Source organism: Amycolatopsis sp. TNS106 (assembly GCF_019330265.1).
In the GTDB taxonomy this organism is placed as follows: Bacteria; Actinomycetota; Actinomycetes; order Mycobacteriales; family Pseudonocardiaceae; genus Amycolatopsis; species Amycolatopsis lurida.
In genome coordinates, this window is sequence record NZ_CP024972.1 from 5,709,379 (window position 1) to 5,724,897 (window position 15,519).

A 15,519-nucleotide genomic window follows, 5' to 3' on the forward strand; every position below is an offset into this window, starting at 1 on the left:
TGACAGCCGGTCGTGCGGTGAAGGCGGCCCGCCTCCGTGATAGCGAGGCCTCCGGCCGGAGTGCGCGCGCCTCGATCACCTTCGCGCGCAGGGGCGCAACTACCGTTCGAGTCATTTGACGTGCACCTCCGCTCCCCGGTAAAGCGGACCGACGAGCAGCGAGCCCCAGCCGGGCACGTCCGTGGCGGCCATGCCGACCTGCGGGGCGACCAGCTGCGCGAGGAAGTCCGATTCGGACGCGCTGTAGGACGGGCTACCGCCGGGCGCTCCGCCGCCGTTGCCGTTGTAACCGCCGTAGTTCGCGAAGCCGTTCGACGGCGAGAGACCGTCGTTCGCCGAGCGCGCCGGCGCCTTGACCGTGCTGCCGTCCTTGATCGGGCCGTCCGGCGGGTACTGCGGGAACGGGTCCGGGAACTGCTTCAGGTCGTAGCAGCGCGGGCCGCGTTTGTCCTCGAACCGCGGCTCGTCCTTGCCGGGCAGGTACGGCCCGCGGTTGACGGTGACCTCGATGGTCGCGTGCAGACCGGGCCGGTCGGTGCCCTTGCCGAGGGCCTTGTCGATCTTCGGCAGGTTGTCCGCCATCTGCCCGATCACGCACGGGTATTCCGGCGCGTACTTCGCCAGCAGCTCCGCCGTCGGGCGGGCGGTGTCGGCGAGCCGGATCAGGTTGTCCGCGTTGTTCCGCAGGAACGTCTGCAGATCGACCGAAGCCTGGGTGACGCTGCCGTAGAGGTTCGCCAGGTTCGTCTTCTGATCCACCACGGTGCGGGTGGTGGTGCTCAGGTTGTCCAAGGTCTGCACCAGATCCGGGGCGACGGCGCCGAGGTTGTCCGAGAACTTCGCGAGTTCTTTGAGATTCTGCTGGAGCTTGGGCTCGTGCGGGTTCAGTTCCCCGACGTAGCTGCCGAGCTGTGCGAGGGTGTCGCCGAGCTGGTCGCCGCGGCCGTTGAGCGCGGTCGAGATCGCCGAAAGCGTGCTCGACAGCTTCTGCGGCTGGACGGCCTGCAAGACCGGCATCAGATGGGCGAAGGCCTGTTCCAGCTCGACCGCGCCGGAAGTGCGGTCTTGGGTGATCACGTCCCCCTCGGCGATCGTCTTCTCCGAAGGCGCGTCCGGGATTTCGAGGGAAACGAAGCGCTCACCGAACAACGTCTTCGGCAGGAATCGCGCCGAAACGTTCTGGGGGATCAGTTTCGCCGACTCCGGGTTCAGCGCGAGCGTGAGTTCGGCGCCGTCCGGGGTCGCGTTGATCTCCTTGACCGAGCCGACGATGAGCCCGCGGACCTTCACGTCGGACTGCTTCAGCAACTGGTTCCCGATGTTGCCCGACTGGAGCTTCACGCTGACGACGGGGGTGAACGCCCGTTGGTACAGCGCGATGCTCAGCGCCACTCCGCCGATGAGCACGGCGACCAGAAGCAGGCCCAACAGCCTGCGCCGCAGTGTTGTCACCAACCCACCCACCCCCGCATCATCCTGCGATCCTCACCGTGACGTCGGTTCCCCAGATCGCGAAACCGATGAAGAAGTTCATGATGGACACCGTGACGATGCTCAGCCGGACCGCCTTGCCGACCGCCACGCCGACACCGGCGGGGCCGCCGGAGGCCCGGTAACCGAAATAGCAATGGGACAGGATGATCAAGACGCTGAACAACAGCACCTTGATGAACGAATACAACACATCCTGTGGTGGTAGGAACAGGTCGAAGTAATGGTCGTAGGTACCCGCTGACTGGTTGTAGATGTAGATAACGACCAACCGGGACGCGAGATACGAACTCAGCAGGCCGATCACGTACAGCGGGATGACCGCGACGAAACCGGCGATGATCCGCGTGGTCACCAGGTACGGCAGGCTGGGCACGCCCATGACTTCGAGCGCGTCGATCTCCTCGGAGATCCGCATCGCGCCCAGCTGGGCGGTGAACCCGGCGCCGACCGTCGCCGAAAGTGCGAGACCGGCGACCAGCGGCGCGATCTCCCGGGTGTTGAAGAACGCGGTCAGGAAGCCGGTGAAGGCCGACGTGCCGATCGAGTTCAGCGCCGAATAACCCTGAAGACCGACGAGGACACCGGTGAACAGCGTCAGGCCGACCATCACGCCGACCGTGCCGCCGATGACCGCGAGCGAGCCGGAACCGAAGCTCACCTCGGCCAGCAGCCGCAGAACTTCTTTCATGTAGCGGCGAAGCGTCCTCGGCGTCCACAGCAACGCGCGGCCGTAGAACGACATCTGGTCACCGAGGTTGTCCAGAGTCTGCAAAGGACGGTTGGCAACCCCCTTGGCGCGTGTAAGGAAGGTCATGCGTCAGTCCAGCTTTCCGGGCACGATCTGCAGGTAGATCAGCGTGATCACGAAGTTCACCACGAACAGCATGAGGAACGTGATGACGACCGACTGGTTCACCGCGTCGCCGACGCCCTTCGGGCCGCCGGACGGGTTCAATCCCCGGTAGGAGGCGACGACCGCGGCGATGAAGCCGAAGATCAGCGCCTTCAGCTCGCCGACCCAGAGGTCCGGCAGCTGGGCCAGCGCGGAGAAACTCGCCAGGTACGCGCCCGGCGTCCCGCCCTGGAGGACGACGTTGAAGAAGTACCCGCCGAGCACGCCGATGACGCTGACCATGCCGTTCAGCAGGAGCGCCACCAGCATCATCGCGAGCACACGCGGCACGATCAGCCGCTGGACCGCGGAGACGCCCAGCACCTCCATGGCGTCGATCTCTTCGCGGATCGTCCGCGCGCCGATGTCCGCGCAGACCGCGCTACCACCGGCACCCGCGACCAGCAGCGCCGTGACCAGCGGGCTGGCCTGCTGCACGGTGGCGAGCACCGACCCGGCGCCCGTGTAGGACTGGGCGCCGAGCTGGCGGGCGAGGGAACCGAACTGCAGCGAGATGACCGCGCCGAACGGGATCGCGACGAGCGCCGTCGGCAGGATCGTGACGCTCGCGATGAACCAGGCCTGCTGGATGAACTCCCGCAGCTGGAACGGGCGCTGGAAAATGCCACGAACGATGTCGAGGCCGAGAGCGAACAGGTTCCCGGTCTCGCGCAGCATGCCGATCCCGGGGATCTTCGCCGATGAAGCGGAAGAGCTCACGCGCCACCTGACCCCGGATCTTGTGGCCGCAAGCGGTGGTTGCCCGCTCTCCCGGGATGCGGGATGTGGGCGACCTGGTCGTCGGGCAGCTGGCCCTGGTGGTGGTTCGGGATCGAGGTCTCGGCCGGCGCGGACCGGTGGCCGGCGGCCGCGAGCCGCTGCGGGCGGACACCGTAGCGCTGCTGCTCCTCCGGGGAGAGCGACTCGATGATGCTCTGCTGCGCCTCGGGCGGCAGACCGTGCAGGATCTGCATGACCCGGTCCTTGCGGCGGACCGCGCCCATCCGGGTCGGCACGCCGGGCGTCGGCTGCATCTGCGGCGGCACCCCGCTGACGTCCTCGACACCGCCCGCGTGGTGACCGGCTTCGAACATCGCGCGCTCCGCCGCGAGCTGGGCCGAGTCCTTCTCCTCGCTCATGCCGATGGGGCCGTCCATCTTGCCGTTGAGGAACTGCTTGACGACCGGCTCCTCGCTGGTCAGCAGCACCTCGCGCGGGCCGAACATGACCAGTTCCTTGCGGAAGAGCATGCCCAGGTTGTCCGGGACGGTGCGGGCGAGGTTGATGTTGTGCGTGACGATCAGGAACGTCGCGTCGATCTGCGCGTTGACGTCCAGGAAGAGCTGCGAGATGTAGGTGGTGCGGACCGGGTCGAGACCGGAGTCCGGCTCGTCGACCAGGATGATCTGCGGATCCAGCACCAGGGCGCGGGCGAGCCCGGCCCGCTTGCGCATACCGCCGGAGATCTCGCCGGGCAGCTTCTTGTCGGCGCCGTTGAGACCGGTCATCTCGAGCTTCTCGAGCACGATCCGGCGGACCTCGGTCTCCGACTTCTTCGTGTGCTCGCGCAGGGGGAACGCCACGTTGTCGTAGAGGTTCATCGAGCCGAAAAGCGCGCCGTCCTGGAAAAGGACGCCGAAGAGCTTGCGCACCTCGTAGAGCTGGTGTTCCGAGCACGTCACGATGTCGACGCCGTTGATCATGCACCGGCCACGGTCCGGCTTGAGCAGACCGATCATCGACTTCAAGAAGACGGACTTACCGGTTCCGGACGGGCCGAGCATCGCCGAAACCTCGCCCGGAGGCAGGGTCAGCGTGACGTCCCGCCAGATGGCCTGCTTACCGAAGGACTTGGAAAGACCTTCGATGACCACCTCGGCACCCATCGCACCTCCAGGAGCTGTTCCGCGTCGTCGCGCACTGCCTTCCCGTGCCACTGGCCCGGGAGGACGCATGCGTTCGCGCAGCGATACCCGCGTCAACCAGGTGCAACGAGCTGAGTGCGAACAGGTTACTCACCAGTTTTCTTTTCTGGCCAGACCCGCGGGTAACTTTTCGCGCAGCCCGCCGCCTGCCCGTGCACCGCTTGCAGCACCGTAGTGCACGTCACTCCGGTGCGCAGATCCACAGCGGGCGGCGCCAGGGCCGGATCGCGATTAGGGGGCTAAACGCAGGTCAGGGCCCCTGTCGCCCTCCGCGCCGCGCGGATCGCGTTTAGCGGGCTAAACGCGATCTAGCCCCCAGATGCTTAGCGGGGCTACGCGTCGCGATCTGGGGGCTAAACGCAGGTCGGTGCCGAAGACAGCGAAGGGGCGGGCATCCGTGTGGATGCCCGCCCCTTCGGCGGTGCTGCGGTAGGCGCTGACGCGCCCGGGATCACTTGATGGTGATCTTGGCGCCCGCGGCCTCGAGCTTCTCCTTGGCGGCCTCGGCGGCCTCCTTGTCGACCTTCTCCAGGAGGGCCTTGGGAGCGGCCTCGACCAGCTCCTTGGCCTCCTTCAGGCCCAGACCGGAGACGACCTCACGGACGACCTTGATGACCTGGATCTTCTTGTCACCAGCGGACTCGAGGACGACGTCGAACTCGTCCTGCTCCTCGGCGGCGGCCGGGGCGGCGCCGACCGGGCCGGCGGCGACGACGGCAGCCGGGGCGGCCGCGGTCACGTCGAAGGTGGTCTCGAATTCCTTCACGAACTCGGACAGCTCAAGAAGGGTGAGCTCCTTGAAGGCGTCGATCAGCTCGGCGGTGCTCAGCTTCGCCATGGTGGCTTTCCTCTCTGAAACGAACTAAAAGTTCGGGGTGGGGGTGTTCAGCTCTCGGCGGGTGCTTCGGCTGCTTCGGTACCGGCGTTGCGCTGCTTCTCCTCCAGCGCGGCAGCCAGGCGGGCGACCTGGGACGCCGGCGCCTGGAACAGCGCGGCGGCCTGGGACAGCTTCGCCTTGAACGCGCCCGCCGCCTTGGCGAGCAGGACCTCACGGCTGTCGAGATCGGCGATCTGGTTGATCTCGTCCACGGACAGCGTCTTGCCGTCCATGTAGCCGCCCTTGATCACAAGCGCGTTGTTGTCCTTCGCGAAGTCGCGAAGCGCCTTCGCGGCGTCAACAGCTTCACCTTCGACGAAGGCGATCGCGGTCGGGCCGACGAACAGGTCCTCGAGACCCTCGATTCCGGCGTCCGTGGCGGCACGCTGGACAAGGGTGTTCTTCGCGACCCGGTACTTGGCATTGGTGCCGAGAGCGCGGCGCAGCTGGGACAGCTGGGACACGGAGAGGCCGGTGTACTGGGTAACGACTGTGGCCGAGCTGGTGCGGAAGCGCTCCGCGATCTCGGCGACGGCCGCCTCCTTGTCGGGCTTCGCCATGGTCGCCTCCTCTCTTGGCTAGTGGTCCACTGGCCTTGAGAGCCCTGAAACGACGAAACGCCCCAGCGCAGACAGGCGCGGGGCGTCAGGGCAAACGACGGAGTACGTCGCGAGCGAGCCTCGTTCCTCCTGCGCGGGTCGCCCGCCCTAGCGGGGCCTTCGTTCTCCGGGTCAGATGACCAGGAGAAGACCAGCGGTCTTCGGTAGAACCTTGACAAGAATACGTGACCCTCTTTCGCCTCCGGCGGCACCCCCCTCTCAGATCGCGTTCAGCGGGCTAAACGCGACCGGCGGAGTGCGCGGAACGGCTCGCGAGGCATCATGGTGACGTGGCGGAGCAGCGTGATGACGGAAAGCCGGACAACGAGCCCGGCACGGACATCGAGCCCAAGGCGGGAGGTCAGCCCGCGCCCCGGCTGGACGAGGAACAACTGCGCCAGTTCCAGCAGTTTCAGCAGTTCCAGGACTATCTGAAGTTCACCGAGGCGCAGCAGCAGGGCCTTGTGCCGACGCAGCCCGCGCAGCCCATGACGCAGCACTACGGAGGACAGCCTCCGGTGCCTCCGGGGCCGCCGCATGGCGAGCTCGTGCATGCCCCTCGGCCACGCGTGCCGCGCTGGCTGCGGCGGCTGGGCGGGAAGCTGCTCGCCTGGATCATCGTGATCGTGCTGATCTGCGTCGGCGCCACCATCGTCTACCGGCAGTTCTTCCCCAGCGACGCCGGGCAGAACACGGCGACATTCGTCCAGGGCGGCGGCGGCAAGCACCGCACCAACCAGGTGCTTTCGACCAACCCTTGGGAGGCCGTGCGGGCCATCTACGACACGATCGGCAAGCCGTACCCGCCTGCCACCCGCGTCGAAAAGGTCTGCCTGTCGATGAGCGAACAGGCGCAGGCCCAGTTCGCCCGCGACCTCGGCTATCCGGACTGCGCGACCGCCGTCCCGGCCTTGAACGCGAAGGTCACCGACATCACGCCGTACATCTACGCCGTACGCCCGATGTCGAGTGTGGTCCCGCGGCAGAACCTGACGATCCACTCGTGCTGGTACAGCATCCGCGGTGGCCCTCTGCTGGGCAGCTTCACCCTGCAAGAAGTCGAGATGGGCCAATGGCTGATCACCGGGCACTCGAACTCCCCTGACCCGTGCCCCGCCCCGCCCGCTGGCAACTGACCTGCGGGTCTCCACCCTCAGATCACGTTTAGCCCGCGAAACGCAGGTCGGGCGCCGGATCGCGTTTAGCCCGCTAAAGGCGACGCGCGCCCTCAGATCGCGATTAGCCCGCGAAACGCAGGTGCCGCGCCGGATCGCGATTAGGGGGCTAAACGCAGGTCAGAGGTCGTGCGAGGTCAGGAAGCCGGTCAGGGCGGAGCCGAAGGCGGGGTGCATGACGGCGGCCATGTGGTCGCCGGGGACGCGGACGAGGCGGGCGCCGGCGATGGCGGCGGCCAGGCGTTCGGGTTCCGCGGCCAGCGGGTCGGTGTCCCCGGCGAGGATCAGGGTCGGCACCGCGATCGCCGTGAGGTCCAGTTTCGGGTTCGCCGTCCCGCGCGCGACGGCCGCCAGCGCGATCCGGTCCGCCCGCAGAGCGTCGGCCAGCATGCGAAACGGCGCCGAAGAAGGCGGAAGCGTCGAAGGATCCGAAGCCAGCAGCGCTTCGCTGATCGCCTCCGGCGTGACGACGCGGGTGTCCACGCCGCCGAAGTCGACGATCCCCGAGCCGACGCCGCCGATCGCGAGACACCGGATCCGCGGGTCGGCGGCCACCGCGCCGAGCGCGATCATCGCGCCCATCGAGTAGCCGACCATCGACACCTCGTCGAGGTTCAGCGCGTCGAGCAGCGCCGAAACGTCGCGGACCATCGCGTCGTCGCCGTAGCTCGCCTCGTCGTGCGGTTTCGCCGATCGCCCATGGCCGCGCGCGTCCAGGCTGATCACGGTCAGCCCCGCGTCCTGGAGCGTGTCGACGACACCGGGCGCGATCCAGTTGGCGTTCGTGTCCGCGGCGAAGCCGTGTTGCAGCAGCACCGGACGCCCTCGGCCTTCCCAAACGGTATAGCTCAGCTGAAGCCCGTCGAACGACGCGAAGGTAGGCATGCCCTCAAGCAAACACGAAAAAGGGGCGGCCCCGCCGTAGCGGGACCGCCCCCTTGTCAGTGATGTCTAACTCAGACTCACGCGTCCTCGGAGAGGAGGTTGCGGGTGCGGGCCGGGTCGACCGGGACACCCGGGCCCATCGTCGTGGAGATCGTGACCTTCTTCAGGTAGCGACCCTTCGCCGACGACGGCTTGGCGCGGAGGATCTCGTCCAGCGCGGCCGCGTAGTTCTCCACCAGCTTCTCGGTGTCGAACGAGGCCTTGCCGATGACGAAGTGCAGGTTGGCCTGCTTGTCCACGCGGAAGTTGATCTTACCGCCCTTGATGTCCGTCACGGCCTTCGCGACCGCGGGGGTCACGGTGCCGGTCTTCGGGTTCGGCATCAGGCCACGCGGGCCGAGGATGCGGGCGATACGGCCGACCTTCGCCATCTGGTCCGGCGTCGCGATCGCGGCGTCGAACTCGAGCCAGCCACCCTGGATGCGCTCGATCAGTTCGTCGGTGCCGACCACGTCCGCGCCGGCGGCCTCGGCCTCGGCGGCCTTGTCGCCAACGGCGAAAACAATGACGCGGGCGGTCTTACCGGTGCCGTGCGGCAGGTTCACGGTGCCGCGGACCATCTGGTCGGCCTTGCGAGGGTCGACACCGAGGCGCATGGCGACCTCGACGGTGGCGTCCATCTTCGCGGAGGAAGTCTCCTTGGCCAGCTTCGCGGCCTCGAGCGGGGCGTAGAGCCGCTCGCGGTCCACCAGCTCAAGAGCCTTGCGGTAGGCCTTGCTGTGCTTGGGCATTGCTTCTGTCCTTAACTCTTCAACGGATCAGTGTGGTGTTGGAGCCAGCACTTGGCTCTCCCACGGTGGTGCTGGGTGGAACTCAGTCGACGACCGTGATGCCCATCGAGCGGGCGGTGCCGGCGATGATCTTCGCGGCCTGGTCGATGTCGTGCGCGTTCAGGTCGGATTCCTTGGTCTTCGCGATGTCGCGGACCTGGTCCCAGGTGACCTTGGCGACCTTGGTCTTGTGCGGCTCGCCGGAACCCTTCTCCACGCCCGCGGCCTTCAGCAGCAGCTTCGCGGCCGGCGGCGTCTTGAGCTTGAAGTCGAACGAACGGTCTTCGTACACGGAGATCTCGACCGGGACGACGTCCCCGCGCTGCGACTCGGTCGCGGCGTTGTAGGCCTTGCAGAACTCCATGATGTTGACGCCGTGCTGACCCAGCGCGGGGCCGACCGGCGGCGCGGGGTTGGCCGCACCCGCCTTGATCTGCAGCTTGATGATCGCCGCAAGCTTCTTCTTCTTGGGTGGCATTTCGTTTGTTCCTTCTTACTGACTTGAGTCCCCCGCACACCTGCCAGTACGCGGGGACTGCCGGCCGTCTGGCGGCCGTCAGATCTTGGAGACCTGGTTGAACGACAGCTCGACCGGGGTCTCCCGGCCGAAGATCGACACCAGGACCTTCAGCTTCTGTCCGTCCACGTTGACCTCGGAGATCGTCGCGGGCAGCGTCGCGAACGGGCCGTCCATGACGGTGACCGACTCGCCGACCTCGAAGTCCACCTCGACCGCGGGGCCGCCCAGCTGCGACTCGGAAGCGGCGGCCTCGCCCTTGCCGGACTTGGCGGGGGCGGCCGTCTCGACCTTGGGCGCGAGGAACTTGAGCACCTCGTCCACGGTCAGCGGCGACGGACGTGACGTGGCACCGACGAACCCGGTGACACCCGGCGTGTTGCGCACCGCGCTCCACGAGGCGTCGTTCAGGTCCATGCGGACCAGGATGTAGCCGGGCAGCACCTTGCGCTGCACCTGCTTGCGCTGGCCGTTCTTGATCTCGGTGACCTCTTCGGTCGGGACCTCGATCTGGAAGATGTAGTCCTCGACGTCCAGCGTCTGGGTGCGGGTCTCGAGGTTGGTCTTCACCTTGTTCTCGTAACCCGCGTACGAGTGCACGACGTACCACTCACCGGGAGCGGCGTTGAGTTCCGCGCGCATCTTCGCGACCGGGTCGGCGTCCTCGTCGGCCTCGGGCTCGGCGGCGGTGTCGTCGGCTGCGGTCTCGTCGGTCTCGTCGGACGCCTCTTCGGCCTCCGCGACATCTCCGGCTTCGTCGACCTCGTCGCCTGCGGCGGGCACCTCGACGGAGTCCAGGTGCTCGGACTGCTCGTCACCGAGTGCCGCGTGCACCTGCTCGTCGGAAAGCTCGGTCAGCTCATGACCGGCTGCTGTGCCGTTGTCGGAGGTCACGTTCCGTCCTCTCAGTTGATCGGTTGCCGTGGCGCAGGCCACCGTGCGGCGCCATCAGGCACCGCGGCCGGCTGCCTCAGCTGCCGAAGACGGCACCGACGACCTCTTTGAAGGCCAGGTCGAGGCCGCTCACCAGCGCCACCATGAACACCACGAAGACCAGCACCACCGCGGTGTAGGTGACCATCTGCTTGCGGTTCGGCCAGATGACCTTGCGCAGCTCGGCCCAGACCTCACGGATGAAGCGCATGAGCCGGGCGAAGATCGACGCCTGCTTCGGCTTGCGGTCGCGCTTCGGAGTCGCCGTGCCTTTGGCGTCCTTGGACTTCTCGGTCTTGTCCCCGGCCTTCGCCTTGCCGGCGGGGCGGGTCTTGTCGTCCGACTTGGCGTCGGCCTTACCGGACGGGCGCGCGGACGCACGGCGCTCACGCCGGGCAGCGGCGGTCACCGGGCGGGACTGTTCGTCGGGCTTCTGCCCGGCGCCGTCCTGCGCCTTCTCACCGCTGGCGTCGCTGTCGCTCACGACCACTCCTCCGCCTTCACCAGTTCGCTAACGCAGGGGTGACAGGACTTGAACCTGCAACCTGCGGTTTTGGAGACCGCTGCTCTGCCAATTGAGCTACACCCCTTTGGAACCCCGATGCTCTGGAGCTCCCGAGGACGCATTCCATCGTCCCCACCGCCGTGGCGGGGATGACCGTAGTGCGTTCCGAGACCAGAAGTCTACGGCAACCCCCGAACAGCTTCGCAACCGCGCCCCTCAAAGTGGCGCGGAGCAGCCTTCCGCGGGGAAACTCCCCCACGGCCGACCCCATGATCGTGCCACGATGTCGCCATGAGCGCTCCCGCACCCTCGACTTCGACGGCGACCCGCGTCTCGGCCCGCATCGGCGGCATCACGCCCTCGGCCACGCTGGCCGTCGACGCGAAGGCCCGGGAGCTCAAGGCTCAAGGGCGTCCGGTGATCGGATTCGGCGCCGGGCAGCCGGACTTCCCCACCCCGGCGAACGTGCTCGAAGCCGCCGAAGCGGCCGTCCGGGACAAGGTCAATCACGGCTACACGGCCGCGGGCGGGCTCCCGGAGCTGCGCGAGGCGATCGCGGCGAAGACCGTCCGCGACTCCGGGTTCGAGGTCGACCCCGGCCGCGTCCTGGTGACCAACGGCGGCAAGCAGGCGGTCTACTCGGCGTTCGCGACGCTGCTCGACCCCGGCGACGAGGTGCTGCTGCCCGCGCCGTACTGGACGACGTACCCGGAGTCGATCGCCCTCGCCGGCGGCGTCGCGGTGCAGGTCACGGCGGACGAGACGACGGGTTACCTGGTCACCGTCGAGCAGCTCGAAGCCGCCAGGACGCCGCGCACGAAGGTGCTGCTGTTCGTGTCGCCGTCGAACCCGACCGGCGCGGTGTACCCGCGCGAGCAGGTCGAGGCGATCGGGCGCTGGGCGCACGAGAACGGCCTCTGGGTCATCACCGACGAGATCTACGAGCACCTGGTCTACGACGGTGCCGAAGCGCCTTCGATGCCCGTCGTGGTCCCGGAGCTCGCCGACCGCACGATCGTCCTCAACGGTGTCGCGAAGACGTACTCGATGACCGGTTGGCGGGTCGGCTGGTTGCTCGGTCCGCAAGACGTGGTCAAGGCGGCGACGGCGTACCAGTCGCACTTGTGCGGCAATGTTTCGAACGTGGCGCAACGAGCCGCGCTGGCCGCGGTGAGCGGTCCGCTCGACGCCGTTTTCGCGATGCGCGAAGCGTTCGATGCCCGGCGAAAGACCGCGCTTTCCCTGCTTTCCGAGATCCCGGGCGTGGAAACTCCGGTTCCGCTCGGCGCTTTCTACGTGTACCCATCGGTGAAAGCTTTGCTGGGCAGGGAGATTCGCGGTGAACGCCCGGCCGACACGGTGGCGCTCGCCGATCTGATCCTGCGCGAGGCCGAGGTCGCCGTGGTGCCCGGCGAGGCGTTCGGGACACCGGGATACTTCCGGATTTCCTATGCGCTGAACGAAAACGATCTCACCGAAGGGATCTCCAGGATGGGCCGGCTGCTCGCGGAAGCACGGTGACCCTGATGCGCTTGGGAATCGCTCTTCCGCAGTATGGCCCTCTCGCGTCGATGGACGCCGTCACCGGTTTCGCCGCGGCCGCCGAGGAACTCGGGTACGAGTCCTTGTGGGTCGGGGATCGTGTGCTGGCCCCGGTGTCGCCGTCGGACTTCTACCCCGGCGGCACGCCGGAACGGCCGTACCCGCCCGAGTTCGTCACCTTCGCCGATCCGCTCATCCTGCTGACCGTCGCCGCGAGCGTCACGAACAAGGTCCGGCTGGGCACCAGCACACTCACCGGAACGGTGTATCCGGCCGTCGTGCTCGCCCGGATGCTCACGACACTGGATCAGGTGAGCGGCGGGCGGCTGGACGTCGGCCTGGGCATCGGCTGGCTTCGCGACGAGTACACGGCGACAGGCACGCCCTGGAAAGGGCGCGGCGGACAGTTGGAGGAGCTTCTCGACGTCCTTCGGGAGTTCTGGACCGGCGACCCGCTCGAGCACGAAGGCGACCGCTGGCGCATCCCGGCGTCGAAGGTGGGCTTGCGACCGGCGCAGAGCCCGCATCCGCCGGTGCTGCTGGGCGGGCTGTCACCGGTGGCGCTGGACCGCGTCGGCCGCCGCGCGGACGGCTGGCTTCCCGCGGGACTGCCCGCGCCGTATCTGGCGAAGCTCTGGGAGACCGTGGTGAGCGCGGCCGAGAAAGCGGGCCGCGATCCGGGCACGTTGCGGCGGGTCCTGCGGGTCAACCCGAAGCCCGGAACCGCTCTCCAAGACGTCGCCACGCAGCTCAAGGCGGCTGCCGAGACCGGGATCGCCGAAGCCTTCGTCGACCCGCACTACCTCGCGCGGGACGTCGACCACGCACTCGATCTCGCCGCCGGACTGCGCGACCTCGTCCCCCACGGCTGAAGGCCCTCCCCGGTTCACCGGGAAGGGCCTTCCGGAGGTCAGGATTCGCCGTCGGCGAGCTGGACGAGCGCGTGGGCCTTCGCGGCGTACTTCCAGTTGCCTAGGTCCCGCACGGTCTTGATCTTGAGCTCGGCGAGGAGTTCGTCGTGCTTCTTCGTCAGGCCTTCGAGTGCGGAGGGAGGCGCGTCCAGCAACTCGCCGATCCCCTTGTCTTCCCATGCCTTGTCGACCAGCTTGTTCAAGTTCAGGCTCACGGTTTTCGCCTTTCCTCGGGGCAGGTACGGGCACCACCCTGAACGTGATCCATGTCTCAGGCAACCTGAGATCACCCGTTCACGCGTCGTTCACCGACGAGCGGACCGGTGACAAAGGTGACCCAGGTCGCGTACAACGAACGGGTGACGCAGCGGAGAACGGGCGGAGGCTGCCTCTTCCTGGTGATCGTGCTGTCCGTCCTGGGGATCGCTTACCACCTGTGGGAGCGTGGGACGTCGGTGACACCTGCGGGAGTGACCGTTTCGGACGGCTCAGGACGGTACGTGGCGCTGGGAGATTCCTACACGGCTTCGCCTGGCACCGGACGGCCCGTGGGCGCGCCGCCGGGGTGCGACCGATCGGACAACAACTATCCGAGCCTGCTCGCCGCGAAGCTGCGCCCGGCCGAGTTCGTCGACGCCAGCTGCGGCGGCGCCACGACCGAACACCTCACCGGTGAGCAGAAGACCCGCGACGGCACGAACGCTCCGCAACTCGACGCCGTCGACGGCGACACGACTCTCGTGACCGTCGGGATCGGCGGCAACGACGTGGGCTTCGTCGGCTTCGCGAGCCAGTGCTCGACGCAGGTACAGACCGCTTCGCCCTGTAAGACCCAGCTGACCGCGGGCGGGCGCGACCAGCTGGCCGAGCGGATCACCGCCGCGGCGGGGCGGCTCGGCGGAATCCTGGACCAGATCCGCTCGAAAGCCCCTTCGGCGCGCATCGTGGTCGTGGGATACCCGACGGTGCTCCCGGACGACGACGCCGGTTGCTGGCCGGTCGTGCCGGTCGGCGCGGGTGACGTGGCGTACTTCCGCGACTCGCTGAAACGACTGAACACCGCGCTCCAGGAGACGGCGAAGGAACACGAAGCCGGCTTCGCCGACATGTCGACAGCGAGCAAGGGGCGGGACATGTGCAGTGCCGCGAACCGGCGATGGATCGAAGGCCCCGCTCCCTCCGTGCCCGCGGCGCCGCTGCACCCGAATGCGCGGGGCGCGGAAGGGATGGCGGAGGTCATCGGAAAGCTGCTCAAGCCGGCTTGAGCTGTGGTGGGCTTGGTTGGCGGTGCGCGCGGCCGCATGACCGGACCTGTCACGCGGGACTGTGTGGATTTCGGGTCGTCCAACGCCTCGAAATCCACACAGTGGGCGTCATTGGTCCCGCCATGCGCCTTACGGTCGCTTAAGCGCGCGAAGCAGGCTTCTCGAGCTTCGTGACCTGCGAAAAGAGAGCAAGGGACCTTTGCTCCCACTTACTTAGGCACGCTAAGCGAGTGGGAGCAAAGGTCCCTTGCTCCGCTTCGAGGTCAGTTACGGACGACCGCCTGCGCCTTGCCCAGGACGGCCTTGCCCTCGAACTTGGCGGTGATGTCGACGCGGGCGGTGCCGTCGTCGTTGACCACGGCGACCTTCCCGGTGAACTCGATCGTCGCCACACCGTCGTTCGGCACGACCACGGGGCGCGTGAAGCGCGCGAAGTAGTCGACGAGGCGGCCGGGGTCGCCGAGCCAGTCGGTGACGAGCCGCGCCCCGAGCGCCATGGTCAGCATCCCGTGCGCGATGACGTCCGGCAGGCCGACCTCCTTGGCGAAGGCCTCGTTCCAGTGGATGGGGTTGAAGTCCAGCGACGCGCCGGCGTAGCGCACCAGCTGCTCGCGGGTGACGTCGATGGTCAGCGGGGTCAGTTCTTCCCCGGCGGTGAACGTACTCACGCGTCCTCCCCTCGGACCACGAGCTGGGCGTTCGTGGTGGCGATCGGGCCGCCGTCGGCGCCGGAGATCTCGGCGCGCAGGTTGATGAAGTCGTTCCCGGCGCGGGTCATGATGTTGTCGATGTACGTGGTGAGCGAAAGGACGTCGCCCGCGTGCACCGGCCGCGTGTAGGTGAACCGCTGGTCGCCGTGGACCATCCGCGAATAGTCGAGACCCAGCTCGGGGTCCGTGACGATCGCGTTGATCGAGGCGAGGTTGATGATCGTCAGGAACGTCGGCGGGGCGATGACGTCGAGGTAGCCGGCCGCCTTCGCCGCTTCGGCGTCGCGGTAGAGCGGGTTCGCGTCGCCGAGCGCGTCGGCGAACTCCCGGATCTTCTCGCGACTCACTTCATAGGTACTGGTCGGCGGGTACACCCGCCCGGTGAACGACTGGTCCAAGGCCACCCGAGCAGGCTACCGAACCCGAAAAATACCCGAAGCCGCCCTGGTGACCAGGACG

Annotated in this window: 18 protein-coding genes and 1 tRNA gene; 4 read left to right on the plus strand and 15 right to left on the minus strand. The window is 67.6% G+C overall.

What is annotated here, in order from left to right:
• Positions 1-111: 111 nt before the first annotated feature.
• The 6 genes from CVV72_RS25790 to rplJ all read right to left on the minus strand — a co-directional run bounded on the left by CVV72_RS25790 (position 112) and on the right by rplJ (position 5,748).
• Complete coding sequence (locus tag CVV72_RS25790; protein WP_255632262.1) at positions 112-1,452, minus strand: MCE family protein; 1,341 nt, start codon at positions 1,450-1,452, stop codon at positions 112-114.
• A 19-nt stretch (positions 1,453-1,471) separates the two neighbouring features.
• Complete coding sequence (locus tag CVV72_RS25795; protein WP_063274319.1) at positions 1,472-2,308, minus strand: ABC transporter permease; 837 nt, start codon at positions 2,306-2,308, stop codon at positions 1,472-1,474.
• 3 nt (positions 2,309-2,311) lie between these two features.
• Positions 2,312-3,064: an ABC transporter permease gene (locus CVV72_RS25800; protein ID WP_020633292.1), complete on the minus strand. Its 753-nt coding sequence runs from the start codon at positions 3,062-3,064 to the stop codon at positions 2,312-2,314.
• Positions 3,065-3,102: 38 nt separating this feature from the next.
• The gene (locus CVV72_RS25805) at positions 3,103-4,272 is read right to left on the minus strand and encodes an ABC transporter ATP-binding protein (protein WP_219146143.1); all 1,170 of its coding nucleotides are present in this window, start codon (positions 4,270-4,272) and stop codon (positions 3,103-3,105) included.
• A 490-nt stretch (positions 4,273-4,762) separates the two neighbouring features.
• On the minus strand, positions 4,763-5,149 hold the full coding sequence (rplL, locus tag CVV72_RS25810) for a 50S ribosomal protein L7/L12 (protein WP_219146144.1): 387 nt from the start codon (positions 5,147-5,149) through the stop codon (positions 4,763-4,765).
• 47 nt (positions 5,150-5,196) lie between these two features.
• On the minus strand, positions 5,197-5,748 hold the full coding sequence (rplJ, locus tag CVV72_RS25815) for a 50S ribosomal protein L10 (RefSeq protein WP_192747811.1): 552 nt from the start codon (positions 5,746-5,748) through the stop codon (positions 5,197-5,199).
• A 329-nt stretch (positions 5,749-6,077) separates the two neighbouring features.
• Here rplJ and CVV72_RS25820 point away from each other — a divergent pair, with 329 nt between their 5' ends.
• Complete coding sequence (locus CVV72_RS25820; protein WP_219146145.1) at positions 6,078-6,923, plus strand: hypothetical protein; 846 nt, start codon at positions 6,078-6,080, stop codon at positions 6,921-6,923.
• Between the two features lie 159 nt (positions 6,924-7,082).
• On the opposite strand, the gene CVV72_RS25825 is transcribed toward CVV72_RS25820, so the two are convergent.
• The 6 genes from CVV72_RS25825 to CVV72_RS25850 form a co-directional block, all read right to left on the minus strand.
• Positions 7,083-7,847 (minus strand): alpha/beta fold hydrolase, encoded by a 765-nt coding sequence (locus tag CVV72_RS25825; RefSeq protein WP_219146146.1) that lies wholly within the window; start codon positions 7,845-7,847, stop codon positions 7,083-7,085.
• A gap of 77 nt (positions 7,848-7,924) precedes the next feature.
• A complete protein-coding gene (gene rplA, locus CVV72_RS25830) occupies positions 7,925-8,638 on the minus strand; it encodes a 50S ribosomal protein L1 (RefSeq protein ID WP_007031003.1) in 714 nt (237 codons plus the stop codon).
• A gap of 82 nt (positions 8,639-8,720) precedes the next feature.
• On the minus strand, positions 8,721-9,155 hold the full coding sequence (gene rplK / locus CVV72_RS25835) for a 50S ribosomal protein L11 (RefSeq protein WP_020633284.1): 435 nt from the start codon (positions 9,153-9,155) through the stop codon (positions 8,721-8,723).
• 78 nt (positions 9,156-9,233) lie between these two features.
• Entirely contained in the window at positions 9,234-10,088 is an 855-nt protein-coding gene (gene nusG, locus CVV72_RS25840; RefSeq protein ID WP_219146147.1) for a transcription termination/antitermination protein NusG, read from the minus strand.
• Positions 10,089-10,164: 76 nt separating this feature from the next.
• Complete coding sequence (gene secE / locus CVV72_RS25845) at positions 10,165-10,617, minus strand: preprotein translocase subunit SecE (RefSeq protein WP_007031001.1); 453 nt, start codon at positions 10,615-10,617, stop codon at positions 10,165-10,167.
• Between the two features lie 27 nt (positions 10,618-10,644).
• A tRNA-Trp gene (locus tag CVV72_RS25850) sits at positions 10,645-10,717 on the minus strand.
• A gap of 206 nt (positions 10,718-10,923) precedes the next feature.
• On the opposite strand from CVV72_RS25850, the gene CVV72_RS25855 reads away from it, so the two are divergent.
• On the plus strand, positions 10,924-12,153 hold the full coding sequence (locus tag CVV72_RS25855) for a pyridoxal phosphate-dependent aminotransferase (RefSeq protein ID WP_219146148.1): 1,230 nt from the start codon (positions 10,924-10,926) through the stop codon (positions 12,151-12,153).
• Positions 12,150-13,046, plus strand: coding sequence for a TIGR03619 family F420-dependent LLM class oxidoreductase (locus CVV72_RS25860; RefSeq protein WP_219146149.1), 897 nt, complete (start codon positions 12,150-12,152; stop codon positions 13,044-13,046). The genes CVV72_RS25855 and CVV72_RS25860 overlap by 4 nt, the downstream gene beginning before the upstream one ends.
• Before the next feature lie 38 nt (positions 13,047-13,084).
• Here CVV72_RS25860 and CVV72_RS25865 read toward each other — a convergent pair whose 3' ends face one another.
• Complete coding sequence (locus tag CVV72_RS25865; RefSeq protein ID WP_219146150.1) at positions 13,085-13,300, minus strand: hypothetical protein; 216 nt, start codon at positions 13,298-13,300, stop codon at positions 13,085-13,087.
• A gap of 117 nt (positions 13,301-13,417) precedes the next feature.
• Between CVV72_RS25865 and CVV72_RS25870 the strand changes: the two genes are divergently transcribed.
• Positions 13,418-14,350: an SGNH/GDSL hydrolase family protein gene (locus CVV72_RS25870; protein WP_219154118.1), complete on the plus strand. Its 933-nt coding sequence runs from the start codon at positions 13,418-13,420 to the stop codon at positions 14,348-14,350.
• Between the two features lie 263 nt (positions 14,351-14,613).
• Here the strand turns inward: CVV72_RS25870 and CVV72_RS25875 are convergent, their stop codons facing one another.
• Positions 14,614-15,018, minus strand: coding sequence for a MaoC family dehydratase (locus CVV72_RS25875; RefSeq protein ID WP_219146151.1), 405 nt, complete (start codon positions 15,016-15,018; stop codon positions 14,614-14,616).
• The gene (locus CVV72_RS25880) at positions 15,015-15,464 is read right to left on the minus strand and encodes a MaoC family dehydratase N-terminal domain-containing protein (protein ID WP_219146152.1); all 450 of its coding nucleotides are present in this window, start codon (positions 15,462-15,464) and stop codon (positions 15,015-15,017) included. Before CVV72_RS25880 ends, CVV72_RS25875 begins: the two co-directional genes overlap by 4 nt.
• Positions 15,465-15,519: the final 55 nt, after the last annotated feature.

Coding starts and splice junctions, on each gene's coding strand:
- CVV72_RS25795 (WP_063274319.1), bottom strand. CDS start 2,308: ATGACCTTCCTTACACGCGCCAAGGGGGTTGCCAACCGTCCTTTGCAG.
- CVV72_RS25800 (WP_020633292.1), bottom strand. CDS start 3,064: ATGCTGCGCGAGACCGGGAACCTGTTCGCTCTCGGCCTCGACATCGTT.
- CVV72_RS25805 (WP_219146143.1), bottom strand. CDS start 4,272: ATGGGTGCCGAGGTGGTCATCGAAGGTCTTTCCAAGTCCTTCGGTAAG.
- rplL (WP_219146144.1), bottom strand. CDS start 5,149: ATGGCGAAGCTGAGCACCGCCGAGCTGATCGACGCCTTCAAGGAGCTC.
- rplJ (WP_192747811.1), bottom strand. CDS start 5,748: ATGGCGAAGCCCGACAAGGAGGCGGCCGTCGCCGAGATCGCGGAGCGC.
- CVV72_RS25825 (WP_219146146.1), bottom strand. CDS start 7,847: ATGCCTACCTTCGCGTCGTTCGACGGGCTTCAGCTGAGCTATACCGTT.
- rplA (WP_007031003.1), bottom strand. CDS start 8,638: ATGCCCAAGCACAGCAAGGCCTACCGCAAGGCTCTTGAGCTGGTGGAC.
- rplK (WP_020633284.1), bottom strand. CDS start 9,155: ATGCCACCCAAGAAGAAGAAGCTTGCGGCGATCATCAAGCTGCAGATC.
- CVV72_RS25855 (WP_219146148.1), top strand. CDS start 10,924: ATGAGCGCTCCCGCACCCTCGACTTCGACGGCGACCCGCGTCTCGGCC.